The organism is Paenibacillus sp. XP01, from assembly GCF_057364885.1.
The window spans coordinates 3,371,127-3,383,907 of record NZ_CP139481.1 but is presented as its reverse complement, the minus strand read 5'-3'; the positions used below and the strand labels follow the sequence as shown (position 1 = coordinate 3,383,907).

General features: G+C 47.2%; 11 protein-coding genes. 6 read left to right on the top strand and 5 right to left on the bottom strand.

Features of this window, described 5'->3' with window-relative positions; all coding sequences use genetic code 11:
• Nucleotides 1-12: 12 nt before the first annotated feature.
• Both SNR34_RS15475 and SNR34_RS15470 read right to left on the bottom strand, forming a co-directional pair.
• The gene (locus SNR34_RS15475) at nucleotides 13-444 is read right to left on the bottom strand and encodes a GNAT family N-acetyltransferase (RefSeq protein ID WP_236414363.1); all 432 of its coding nucleotides are present in this window, start codon (nucleotides 442-444) and stop codon (nucleotides 13-15) included.
• A gap of 254 nt (nucleotides 445-698) precedes the next feature.
• The gene (locus tag SNR34_RS15470) at nucleotides 699-1,928 is read right to left on the bottom strand and encodes a multidrug effflux MFS transporter (RefSeq protein ID WP_486182345.1); all 1,230 of its coding nucleotides are present in this window, start codon (nucleotides 1,926-1,928) and stop codon (nucleotides 699-701) included.
• 376 nt (nucleotides 1,929-2,304) lie between these two features.
• On the opposite strand from SNR34_RS15470, the gene SNR34_RS15465 reads away from it, so the two are divergent.
• From SNR34_RS15465 to SNR34_RS15450, 4 genes are all read left to right on the top strand, one after another.
• The gene (locus SNR34_RS15465; protein WP_486182344.1) at nucleotides 2,305-2,778 is read left to right on the top strand and encodes a hypothetical protein; all 474 of its coding nucleotides are present in this window, start codon (nucleotides 2,305-2,307) and stop codon (nucleotides 2,776-2,778) included.
• A 59-nt stretch (nucleotides 2,779-2,837) separates the two neighbouring features.
• Entirely contained in the window at nucleotides 2,838-3,194 is a 357-nt protein-coding gene (locus SNR34_RS15460) for a DivIVA domain-containing protein (protein ID WP_486182343.1), read from the top strand.
• A 132-nt stretch (nucleotides 3,195-3,326) separates the two neighbouring features.
• Complete coding sequence (locus tag SNR34_RS15455; RefSeq protein ID WP_343260583.1) at nucleotides 3,327-3,899, top strand: Crp/Fnr family transcriptional regulator; 573 nt, start codon at nucleotides 3,327-3,329, stop codon at nucleotides 3,897-3,899.
• Nucleotides 3,900-3,992: 93 nt separating this feature from the next.
• Nucleotides 3,993-4,343, top strand: a complete 351-nt coding sequence (locus tag SNR34_RS15450; RefSeq protein WP_236414083.1) for a darcynin family protein — start codon at nucleotides 3,993-3,995, stop codon at nucleotides 4,341-4,343.
• 121 nt (nucleotides 4,344-4,464) lie between these two features.
• Here SNR34_RS15450 and SNR34_RS15445 read toward each other — a convergent pair whose 3' ends face one another.
• On the bottom strand, nucleotides 4,465-5,517 hold the full coding sequence (locus SNR34_RS15445) for a flavin-containing monooxygenase (protein ID WP_486182342.1): 1,053 nt from the start codon (nucleotides 5,515-5,517) through the stop codon (nucleotides 4,465-4,467).
• Nucleotides 5,518-5,720: 203 nt separating this feature from the next.
• Between SNR34_RS15445 and SNR34_RS15440 the strand changes: the two genes are divergently transcribed.
• The gene (locus tag SNR34_RS15440) at nucleotides 5,721-6,584 is read left to right on the top strand and encodes a cation diffusion facilitator family transporter (protein ID WP_236414081.1); all 864 of its coding nucleotides are present in this window, start codon (nucleotides 5,721-5,723) and stop codon (nucleotides 6,582-6,584) included.
• A gap of 480 nt (nucleotides 6,585-7,064) precedes the next feature.
• Here SNR34_RS15440 and SNR34_RS15435 read toward each other — a convergent pair whose 3' ends face one another.
• Together SNR34_RS15435 and SNR34_RS15430 are read right to left on the bottom strand one after the other, a co-directional pair.
• Nucleotides 7,065-7,841 carry a collagen-like protein gene (locus SNR34_RS15435; RefSeq protein WP_486182341.1) on the bottom strand — a complete coding sequence of 259 codons (777 nt, stop codon included), beginning with the start codon at nucleotides 7,839-7,841 and terminating at the stop codon, nucleotides 7,065-7,067.
• A 277-nt stretch (nucleotides 7,842-8,118) separates the two neighbouring features.
• Complete coding sequence (locus SNR34_RS15430; RefSeq protein ID WP_486182340.1) at nucleotides 8,119-10,380, bottom strand: glycoside hydrolase family 3 N-terminal domain-containing protein; 2,262 nt, start codon at nucleotides 10,378-10,380, stop codon at nucleotides 8,119-8,121.
• A 181-nt stretch (nucleotides 10,381-10,561) separates the two neighbouring features.
• On the opposite strand from SNR34_RS15430, the gene SNR34_RS15425 reads away from it, so the two are divergent.
• Complete coding sequence (locus tag SNR34_RS15425) at nucleotides 10,562-12,583, top strand: ATP-dependent DNA helicase (RefSeq protein WP_486182339.1); 2,022 nt, start codon at nucleotides 10,562-10,564, stop codon at nucleotides 12,581-12,583.
• Nucleotides 12,584-12,781 lie beyond the last annotated feature (198 nt).

Here is a 12,781-nt window from a genome sequence, read left to right as displayed (position 1 = left end):
ATGAAACCCTCATTAACTTGTCACCCCGTCATATGTTAGAACCCAGTACTTCTCCCCCGGCTTTCCTTCTTCAACAACTTTCCTCCAACCGCATTTTTCATAAAAATTCATCGCTTTGTGATTTTCGGACACACATTTCAATGTTACAGGCGTACCCATTTTCTCTATGGCCTTCTTGAGCAACTGAGCGCCAACCCCTTTGCCGGCAAAATCGGGGTGTACAAACAAATTATGAATAAAACGATCAGGCAAATATAAGGAAGCAAATCCAAGAATTTGCGAATGTTCCTCAGCTAACAGGATATGTTCTTCGACGGTATCCCGATCGAAATCATTTAAACCCATCTCTTCTGCATTCGCCCAGTGAAAGCTCTTGCGGCGGGATTCAAGATATATTTGTCTTAACTGTGGATAGTCTGTTTTACACGCTTCTCTGATAATAATAAGATTCATCCCCTAACCCAAAATAAGTTGTTAACGACAGAGCTTTTTAGCTTTTTCCCATCATGACATAGTTAAAGCAAATTTCCAACAGGGTTACTGTAATTCACATCGCTTCTCATAGAGGCAAACACATTGCTCGCCGCTTTATCAACCGGCAAAAACACCCCGATTTATGCAGTGACACGGTAATCGAGTATAAAAAAGAAAAAACAAGCTGTCTTGAGGCAGCTTGTTTCTGTGATGATCGAATATACCTAAAAATCAAGATCAGACTGGGCATGTTGAGAGACATCCTGCGAAACCTTTTTAACGAGTACAAAATAAGTGATGATTGCAACAATACTGGTCCCCAATAAAGTCAGACCCAACGGAACCGCAGTGTCCTCGCCTGCCACCCCAACCAAAGGAGCGACCAATGCACCTAACAGGAAGGGAACGACCCCAAGCAATGCTGCAGCGCTTCCGGCACTTTTGGCTTGGCTTTCCATGGCCAGCGGGAATGCCGCAGTTGACGTAATACCAATCGAACACACAAAGCAGAACAATGGAATGACCAAAGCGAAAAGCGGGCCATGAACGATGGTTACGACCAGTGCGGCAACGCTTGACGCCAGGGCAACCCACAGTCCGGATAGCAGCAAAGTCTGCTCTGGTATACGTTGTGACATCCGCCCCACGATTTGCGAGCCGATCATCAAGCTGATGCCGTTCGATGCGAATAATATAGCAAATACAGTGGGCGTAACGCCATAAATGTTTTGATATATAAAAGGCGTTCCCGCTACATAGGCAAAGACTCCGGCCGTCATGATGCCTTGAGCCAGCATGTAGCCGACAAACTTGCGATCACGCAGAAGCTGTCCGTAACTACGCAGCTGTTGTTTGAAGTTGGGGGCCACACGTCGTTCGGGTGGATTCGACTCCTTCAAAGCCCATTTGGTCATCGCTAATAAGAAAATGCCTAGAATAGCCAGTGAAATAAACACGCCCACCCAAGTCGTAAATGAAAGAACTCCACTGCCGGCGATCGGGGCAGCCAACGGCCCCAGATTGCCTACAAGCACAAGCAAAGAAAAGAATTTGGTGAGTTCATGTCCGCTGTACAAGTCACGAGCGATTGCGCGAGAAATGACGATACCAGCCGAAGCTGAAAATCCCTGAGTAAAACGAAACAGAATCAACAGCCCGATATTCGGGGAATAGGCGCACGCTACGGAACAAATGATGTAGGCAGCCATGCAAATCAGCAGCGGTGTACGTCTGCCATAAGCATCGCTCAAAGGACCCATAACAAGCTGTCCCACAGCCAGGCCCAATAAACAGGCAGTAAGACTGAACTGAACCAGAGAAGCGCTTGTATTAAGATTTTCGGCAATCTCGGGAAATGCCGGTAAATACATATCGATGGTAAACGGGCCTAACGTCGAAAATAAACCCAGCAGCAATGCCAGGCCAGCCACATTCCATTTATGGTTGGTTGTCATTAATGATTAAATCTCCAATTCCTCTTATGTTTTTAATAACTGCAGCTAATTTGTTTTGTTCGGAATTCTAGGATGACTGACCTCCTTCTGCTTCTCGGCTTCTATTGAAATTGAAATTTTGCAGCTCTCTATGCCCCTTCTTGCCAAGCTCCATCATAATCGCCAAATGATCATGAATCAAGTACAAATCCAATATGATTATCCTCCTTTTAAATTGAAGCGTGCTTTGGAACAGCCTCGATCTGACGGCAAGTGTTAAGAAAATGTATATATCCATCAACTATACTTAAAGGATCATTGTCTCTGGGGAAGGTTTGTCGTTCTCTTGGACGTGTCTGTTACATGAAAGTATGTTTATCCTGGAGGTGCTTTTCGAATGCACACAATGTATGTCAGAGATTTTAATGCTCCACCCAAAAATGACACCAAATGCCTGGACCTGCAATCTTTTAAGGAAGTAGATACCCGCGGAATCGATGGCAATGCATTCATCCGTGGCTTTTATATGAATTTCGAGAACGGCTTTACCGGCATTGTTGGCACGAAGGACGGACCGATGTATTTCTGGAGGGAAAAGTTTTACCTTCTAAGGAAGGGAAATTTTTCGTTCGGTTTGGAAAACAAAGGAATAAAGCAGCGTTTTACGTTCGAATGGAAGAACATGTATCAACATAGTGTCATGTACTCCTACTCGATCGGCAAAAACAGGCTTAGCAATGACTTTTTTTATTGGCTTGCACAGGCAGCACTGCAGGATAAATTCTTTCGCTTTTATGCCCCGCGTGCCAGTCATAAGTACGAGCAGATTATTGAGTCGCTCTCTGTCGATTATAAAAAAGTGTATACCTGAGTCCAACTGCATAAAGAAAAAGGCATTGCAGATTCATATGGGGGTCTATTAGAGTGAACATGGAAGAAGTTTTGAAAAGGCGGCTGGAAAAACAGAAGCAGCTGTTCAAGCAATTAGGCATAGGCATGGACGCTCAGCATATTCACGAAAAACAGTTTGATTATAAGCTGCGCGGTTATGATACCGAGGCGGTAGACCGGTTCCTTGACGAAGTCGTCAAGGATTATGAGCGTTTCTATGCACACATCGCGGACCTAATGGATAAACAAAAAGAGCATGAAGAGCAGATTCGAGCTTTGAAGGAATCCGGAGAGCAGGAATGGCGTCAACATTTCATTGAGCGGAAGCAGCTTGAAGATGTCATTGAACAGCTCGAATTCAGTGTTCGCCAGTTGAGTCGATTAACGAAATCATAACGACGATCACCCTTTGAAAAGGGTGTTTTTTTTATTTTCAGCCCCTTTTCCCTGATCTTGTAGAAATCCAAGTGAAAGCTGTAATATACTTATCACCGAAATACGATGGTACGGCACGTACAGGAGGAATTTATGCAGCATTATTATAGATCGCTTCACAATGCGGCTGTTCAAGGAGGCATCTCGCCCCGAGAGTGGGAATGGTTCGTGCAGCGGACTACGATCAGACATATCCCTAGCGGCTTCACCATCATTCAAGCTGATGAAGAAGTGAATGATGCCTATTATTGCGTGCAGGGATTATTTCGGCTGTACTATGCGCTGCGTGACGGAAAGGATTTCAACGTTGCCTTTACGTTGGAGGACGACTATGCCACATCCTATGGTGCAATGGTGACGGGCTCAAAATCATTATTCAACATCGAGGCCTTGGAGGATTCCGTAGTTATTGAAATTCCCTATGACACGCTAAAGCTGCTTATGGATCGAAGCCACATGTGGGAAAGATTTATTAGAAAGGCCGTGGAACGGTTGTACATTCGCAAAGAAGAGCGGGAGAAGGAACTGTTATGCCTGTCGGCATTGGAACGGTACCATGCTTTTTTGGCAAAGTATCCCGGCTTGGAACACAGAATCCCCCAATATCATATTGCCTCTTATATCGGTGTCTCCCCCGTATCTCTCAGCCGCTTGCTTCATGGATAAACTGGATTAACCTATGTTAATGCCGAACGAATCGGGTCAGGGTACAATGGGTTGGCAGCAAAGCGAAAACATAGTTGAGCGAGGAGAATGAATATGCGACAAATGATGATTGTATTATTGGAGTTCTACCCAACCTGGTTGGCGCTGCCGCGGGAGGAGCGAAGAACATTTGCGGGTGGCTTGCAAGAGATCATATCCAAGTACAGTCCATCTGTGCAAGTGAGGTTTTTTGATGCGGAAGCTCTGCCTGGCAAGGATTTTACTGATTTTGTAGTGTGCGAGACCGAGGACTTGAAGCAATATCACTATATGTGGGAGGAAATTCGGGATTCGGAGCCGTATACCAAAGGATATATGAAAATTAAAGACGTTATTATGGGCATAGAGAATGCGTATCAGGCCTATGAAACGGAAGCACTGCAACTGCCGGAGACGGAAGTCTGAACTGCAGGTGATCGTTGATATTCGGCACACGTACTGGCCCTCATCTCGGGTTAAGTACGTGTCCGCAACATCAGAAAGCTGCTCCATCAGCCATCTTTAATCCGAGATCCCACTCAACAGACTAAGATGTTGATTTTTTGATATGAGAAACAATTCGTTCTGCATCGTATTTTACCCAGCCTATAAGTGCTGATCCCCTGGCTGTTTGCCAAGGTAATCCGACAAAGTAAAGGCCATCGATCGGCGATACTCCCTCGTTATGTACAGCCTCACCATTGGAGTTAAGTGCTCCCTCAATATCCATCCATGAGGCGTAATTTTGTTTAAATCCCGTAGCCCAAATCACATTATCCACAACGAGTTCGTTCCGGTCCTCGAAAATGACGCGTTGTCCTTCAACATGCAATGTCCGAGGGTACACACGGACTTTCCCCTTATGCACGAGTTTTTTTAAATCATATCCATAAACGTATTCAGGTTGTTTGCGCAACCACGCTCCCCTTAAGGTATCCGCACCCGCTCGGAGAATCCCGAGTTTTTCAAAATACCAGAATATGCTTCGTTTCATAATATAAAGAGGTTTGTACTTTATTGTTCCGGAAATCGATATGGCCACGGATTGTTTGGCATGCAATGCAATCTCTGCCGCGATTTGTGCTCCTGAATTACCGCCGCCTACAACGAGTGTGCTGCCTGGTGATAGCTGTAAAGGATTTTTGTACTCAGAGGAGTGGAATTGAATTACATTTTCGGGTAACTGTTTTGAAAAATCAGGGATGTTTGCCCTATGAAAAGGTCCTGTGGCAATGACGATATTCCGGGCCTCAAACAGGCCTTTTGTTGTTTCAAGGTAAAAGATGCCGTCTTTTTTCCACAACCGTCTGGCGAGAACATTCAAAACGACGGGAAGTTTAAAAAAAGCGGCATAATCCTCCAGATAGTCCGCTATTTCATTTTTGCTTGGGAGCGTATTTTTATGGCCATGAAGCGGCAGTCCCGGTAACGCGTCGTATGCCCTCGGAGTAAACAATTGCAAAGAGTCGTACCGATTACGCCAAGAGTCGCCAATGGAGGATCCTGCATCGATCATTAAATAATTCAGCCCGGCCTCCTTTAAATAGTAGCCGGTTGCTAAACCCGCCTGCCCTGCTCCAACAACCAATACATCATACATCATCATCATCCTATTTAATTAATATATGATCAACTATTCATATATTATAAAATGTTGCTCCTCATTTGACAATACCATCGGTTGTGCAATCAGGTAATGCTTCATGCTCTTGAAACTCTTGTTGATTAAGGATGGGAAATAGTGAACATAATATCCGGATGGCAGCAAATTAATTTATTAATTTCCAAATGGAGGTAGATCGTTTGAAAGGGGCAAATGTTGCATTTCTGTCTGTCCTGAGCAACGCCTTTGTCGTTTTATCCAAATTCGTTGTTGGGCTTTTGACGGGGTCGGTGGCCATCATTTCCGAAGCGATCCATTCTGCTTTGGATTTGGCGGCTTCCCTCATTGCATTTTTTTCGATCCGTATTTCCGGACGCACCGCAGATCAACAGCATCCCTATGGACATGGCAAAGTAGAGAACGTCTCCGGAACGATCGAAACCATACTCATTTTTGTGGCAGGCATTTGGATCATTTATGAGTGTGTTCATAAAATCATCCATCCGAGTCCCGTAGAACTTCCCTATTTAGGAATCATTGTTATGCTTATTGGAGCCGGCATCAATTATTGGGTTTCGCGAAAGCTCAAAAAAACAGCGGCAGAAATGAATTCAGTCGCCATGAAATCAAATGCACTGCACTTACTTACGGATGTTTTCACCTCCCTAGGAGTAGCGTTTAGCTTATTGCTCGTTACGATCACAGGCTGGCATATATTGGATCCGGTCATTGGGATTATTCTGGCGTTCTATATCATGCGAGAAGCTTACAAATTGATGAAAGAATCCTTCCCACCACTGATCGATGCCCGATTGTCCGAAGAGGAGGAAGAGAACATCCTTCACATTATTCAATCGTTCGAGGAAAAATACATCGAGGTTCATAACTTTCGTACCCGGCGATCCGGTCCGGAGGAGATTATTGATTTTCACCTTGTCGTCCCGTCTACCATGAGCGTGATCACTTCCCATCAACTTTCCGATGAAATGGAGCAGGCCATTAAACAAGTTTTTCATCGTGCCCAAATTTTGATTCATATTGAACCCGAGCATGAACGGATGTAGAAAAAACAAAAATTCGGATAATCCGGAAACGATACGAATGGTCACATTCCCATGTTTTCACCATATACTATCGTAATCTTTCTCACCTGAAAAAGCTGATATCAGGATACTCAACCGTTTACCTCCAGTTCCAAGCCGTTTTGCAGGAGTGAAACATTCATGATGTCGTTTTTTTAGACTGATCATGTTCCGGACAGAACTTCCCCTTGCTTATGTATCTTGTCCAGCTTGAACGTGACCACGGTTTCAGTAACCTTCATATCTTCGGTAGTTGCCGACACCGGGATATTCTTACCAGACTTTGAGGGTTTGGCTTCGGTAACGGAGAGAGCAGCGGGCGATATGTTCTAGCTTTTTCGCCCCGCCGCTCTCCAGCCTCCGATCATTCAAACTATCTTATTGAATAAATAGACTTATTGACTGGATAAAAGACATAAACTTTTATTTTTATGCAGACATAAACTATATTGAGAATCGGAATTAAGGAGCCAGTTTCAGAATGGTCACAGTGGTATTTAGATTGTTATGCAACTGTGCAGGAGTTGCATTCGCGTTTACCAGCTGGATCGTTGTCGGAACTGTTGTAACCGTAATAATAACTTCAGCAGATATGGGTCCTCCTCCATTACCCGTAAAAGGCAAGGGTGTTACGGGCGTTCCATTCACTGTGAGGTTGAAATCAGCATTGCTCTGATTATGAATGGTGAAAGAGATCAGGTAACTCCCTGTTTCGTTGATTGTTATCGTCGGGGATGGCGGCACGAAGGTAAATGCACCTCCAACATTAGCCAGAACGCCGGTTAAAGTTATTGGTGAGTTTCCTGGAACGGTGTCAGTACCCGTGCCGGGATCTGCCCGGAATACGCTCAGGAAATCGGATATTCCAGCTCCGGCAGGACCGGCAGGGCCTGTTGCTCCGGCAGGACCGGCAGGGCCTATTACTCCAGCAGGTCCGGCAGGGCCTGTTGCTCCAGCAGGGCCAGCAGGGCCCACTGCTCCGACCGGGCCGGCAGGACCGACTGGTCCTTGTATACCAGGAAGTCCTTGCGGTCCGGCGGGGCCAGGTATCCCTTGAGCACCAGTCGCACCTTGAGGACCTATCGGTCCTTGCGGGCCAGGAACCCCTTGAGCGCCTTGCGGTGCATTAACAACAATTTTAGGTTTGACTTTTAACACCTTAACCTTAGCACAATGCACATGTTTTTTTAATTTACGTTTACCAATCAGTTTTCCATGACGTTTTATCAATGAACTCACCTCCGTGATATTTCTCCACATACTATGTGTAAAAATCACGGGGGGGCATAGACAATTAACTATAATTCTGATAATTACAGGCCCATTATGGGAATAGTTGTCTATATTAAACCGCCCCCGCCTTCAAGGCGGGGGCTTTTTGGTAACAACCCGGACTTATCCCGGATGGGGTACATCGAGGCAGCGGTTTGGGCTTATGAACCAAAAGCCTCCGCTTCCCTGCAGTTTGACGTTTCTTTAGACGGTTCTCGGTCAACAAATTTAAAAAGCAGGGGATTCAATCCGTTTGCACCGGCAGCACCCCGGTCGCTTCCAGTTGGCCAAGCAAGACTTTCGTTCCGGCTGCCGTATTCGGCTCCTGCTTCCCGTAAACGGCAAGCGCGGAGCGCACGTTTTGCAAATAGACCATCTCGTATGGGTTCCCTAGCGATAACAACGTGTAACGCTTATTCCGCTTGTTCATCTCGTCGATCAAGGATTGAACCTCATTCCATCCGAACTGGCTGGCCACATTGCGGAATTGGTAGGAGGCCAGAATAACGTAATCAGCCTTATTGATCGCTTGCAGGGCAGCGTTGGTTTGTCCTTGGTCGATCACGGAAATTTCCGTTTTGAACGACAAGTCGTCTGTGGCTTGCTTCAGTTGTTTCTCCAGCTGTTTTGCCTGCTCTTCCTCGGCTGCAACGATCACAACGCGGTCGCCCTGATGGATCGGGTCCGGATGTAAACCGTCGCGGCTCGCCAATAAGGTGACAGCTTTTTCTGCAATTTTCCGCTCCACCGTGCGATGCTCCTCTGTTCCGATGACCTGTTTAAGGTCGGCTAACTTTTGGGCAAGGCTTGGGCCAGGTTCGAACAAACCATATTTCGATTTCAGCTCCAAAATTCGTTTAACGGACGCATGGATGGTTTGGGTCGGGATCGTCCCGTCCTTCACCGCGTTCACCAGCGTCTGATGAGCGGCTTCCGAATCTTGTGGCATCAGGATGATATCCACGCCTGCAGAGACGGCGCGTTCCACCGCTTTATTTTCCCCGAAATGCGCTGCAATGGCCTTCATGGTGAAGGCATCGGAAATGATGAGACCCTCATATCCCATCTCTTCGCGAAGTAACCCGGTGAGCACTTTTTTGGATAATGTGGCAGGGATCGGCACACGGCTTCCGTCTTTGAGCGAAGTGACCTGTTCATTATCGATCGCAGGAAAAGCAATATGCGCAGTCATGATCATATCCACCCCATTCTCGATCGCAGCCTGGAACGGTTTCAGTTCCACCGCATCAAGCCGTTCCCGATGATGCGTCAACACAGGCATTCCGAGATGGGAATCCACCGTTGTATCGCCATGGCCCGGAAAATGCTTAACTGCCGCGATCACGCCCGATTGACGCAGTCCCTTGATCGTTGCGAGACCAAACCGCGTCACCAAATCCGCACTCGAGCCGAACGAACGCATGCCGATGATCGGATTGTCCGGGTTGCTGTTTATGTCGAGCACAGGCGCAAAGTTGAGGTTCAGTCCGAGCGCCTTCAGCTCTTCTCCTGTCAGCTGTCCGGCCGCTTCGGCCAGTGCCGCATCCCCTGTGGCGCCAAGGGCCATTTGCCCCGGCAGATTCGTCCCGCCAGGAATTCGTTTTATGACGCCGCCTTCTTGGTCGATACCTAGAAACAACGGAATGTCGCCTGCTTCGTTTTGCAGATTGTGCGTGAATGTTGTGACCTGTTTAGCGTCTACAATATTTTTATCGAAAAGGATCAAACCGCCCAAATCTTGGTCGTGGATGGTGTGTTCCAGCCCTTCATTCACGCTCGTCGTTGCTTTGCCATTCCATTGCCGAACGTCAGGCATGAGCATTTGGCCAACCTGCTCGCTCACGGTCATATATGAAATCAACTTGTCCCAATCTTGTGCCCGAATAGCTGCTTCACGTTCAAACCGAATCACGCGCGACATAAATACGGCAAACTCCGCACGCGTGACCGTACGATTCGGACGATAGGTTCCATCCGCATATCCGCCGACCAAACCGTTCGAGCTCATGATGAGAATCGGCGCTGCGGCCCAGTGCTTTTCCGTATCCGACCAATTGGCAGGCTGCTTGCCTTCGACGAGTAAATATGCGCGTGTAAGGAATGCCGCCGTCTCTGCGCGGCTAAGAGGTGCATCCGGATGGAAGGTTCCGTCCGGAAACCCGCTGGCAAGCCCGTTTTTGGCCGCGATGGCGATTTCCCGGTAAAAGGGGTGTGTTGTCGGAACATCCCCATATGTCGTACCCTGCACCGGCTTCTCAAGCTGCTGCGAATAAAGCTCCCGTACCATAAAAGTGACCGCTTGCGCCCTTGTCACAGGCGCTGCGGGCTTGAATTTCCCATTGCCGTATCCGGCCACGGTTCCCCGTTTAGCCATATATTCGATACCGTCTTCGGCCCACTTCGAATGCTGCAGATCGGTAAAGCGCTCGTTCGCAGCCACGCTTCCTGCCCATAAAAACATGGAGCCGAGTACGGCACCGATGATCGTCAACCGTTTGATAAGCATCTGTTTCACTCCCGTTGATGTTCTCTATTTATGCTCAATAGACGCTGTTGAACCGATTTTGTTGCGTTCAGCCATTTTGCCATTCCGAACACTTGACTGTGGCGGCGGCTTCAAAGATAATTAAAGTTTCACTATAAATATCCAAAAAGGATGATTTTCATTTGGAAAAGAGGTGATCGTTATGAATTGGTTAAATGAACTCTATACTTCACAGAAGCGGGAGCCGAAAAAGGACCTCGAGCGCTCGTTGGTTGAAGCCATCTTCCGAGTGTATGACCGGTTTCCCCGAATGGGCCTCCGAGAGCGGGTCGGGCAGCAGGATATGTCACTGGATATAGCTGATGCTTATATTAATGGACGCAACGCCATGATTGAAGCCGGGGTTGGTATCGGCAAGTCCTTCGGATATCTCATTCCCGGCCTGCTCATTAATCAGGTATCGCGCCAACCGATTATTATCGCAACATCCTCCATTCAGCTTTCGGAACAGATACATAAAGACCTTAGGGTCATCGGCAGCCGGTTAGGCTTTACAACGGTTCGCTCTGTCGTAGGGAAAGGCATGGGCCAGTATGCCTGCCGAAACAGGGCAGCGGAATTATTCAACCCTGATGATCCAGGCTCACCCTTCTCTACCCTTGCACAGCGTGTATTAAATTTTGAGATTGACGAAAGAGCGGATATAAAGGGCGGCATTCGTGATGCCGAATGGTCCAATGTTTCCGTGAACGATTGCAAATTCGAACGCTGCCATCATAAAAATGGCTGCTTATTTTACGATATGCGTGGCAAAATCAATGCAAGGGTAAATGAAATCGATTTTATAATCGTGAATCAGGACCTGCTCATCCGGGATTTGATGAAGAAAAAAGAAGGAACCCGAGGCCTTATTACGGAACGGCCGGCTCTGATTGTCATTGATGAAGCTCATAATCTGGAAGCCAAAGTTAGAGACGCACGAACTCTGGAGTTCACTTTTCGAGGAATCTGCCGCATTCTGGACGATACTGTGCAATTGCTCATGAAGAAATCCGGGGATAAAAGCCTTCTTTCGCAATCCAAATTTCTGAAAAAATGCGTTGAACGCATTTTCAAACAGATCGACACGGACTTGCTCCGTGCGGCCAAACAGGACAGCGACCGGATCAAAGTATCCGAGATCAAAGAAACGCCGTTGACTCGAGTCTTGCATGTGTTGAAAGACCTGAGTCTCAGCCTATCGGTTTTGACCTCCCGCAACGAACGTGAGATCGATGACGTTTATGAAGCCATGAACGGGCTTATCTCCCTCATCGATGTTCTGGCTGGAGCGGAGGACAACTATCTCATATGGGCAAGCAAACCTCTGCAGGAGGCCACGGTCAGCATCTGTCCCAAAGATATTAGCCAGTTTCTGAAACATACTTTATTTCACGGCAAGACTTCGGTGATCCTCACGTCTGCAACGATGTGCCAGGGCGGGGAAACGCTGGAAGAACAATACTCTTATTTGACGCAATCGCTTGGTTACAGGGGGGATTATATGGACCGCAAACCATCCCCTTTCGATTACACCAATCATGCCATAATGTACATTTCGAACCATGTTCCGCACTATCATCATGATCGGCGTGAAATCTACCTTGAATCAGCCTACAAAGAAATGGTCAAACTCTGTAATCTGACGCAAGGACGAACATTGGTCCTTTTTTCAGCCAAGGAAGACATGAAATATATTCACAAGAAGCTGATGTCGAGTGCCAATACGCATGCATGGGCAGTGCATGTTCAAAAAGAGGGATCTTCCCAGGACGGCGTGATCGCTGAATTTCGGGCAAGCAAAGGTGTGCTTCTGAGTACCGGTGTTTTCTGGGAAGGCGTGAATATCGAAGGCTCCGACCTGTCGCAGGTCATTATTTTCCGGCTGCCCTTTCCCGTTCCGTCGGATCCCATTTATGAATATAAGTCATTGGTGGCGGAGAATCCGTTCATGGACGTATTTGTGCCGGACATGCTTCTTCGGTTACGGCAAGGAAGCGGACGTTTGATTCGCAGCGAAACGGATCTTGGCGTTCTTAGCATCCTCGATTCGCGTCTCAGCGGAGCGGCAAAAAAAAATTACCGGGAACAGGTGCTGGAAACGTTGCCGTTTAAGAACGTGACCGAGGATTTTTCGGTTCTGGAGAGGTTTGTCCAACAAAAGGGCATAAAACGCCGTGTTTGAGATGGGAACAAACCTGCTAAATTTGCCTGTATCGTTATACGCCGGAGGGTTCTGACTTGCAAACGTTGAAAATACCGCCAAGCAGGCGATGGCATAGCGAAGATAAAGATCATCCTCGGAGGGCGACCACAATTGGGGGAATTGAGAAAAGACACATGATAAAGAGGGCCGCTTTAGAGAGCAACCCTCTTGTTTTTC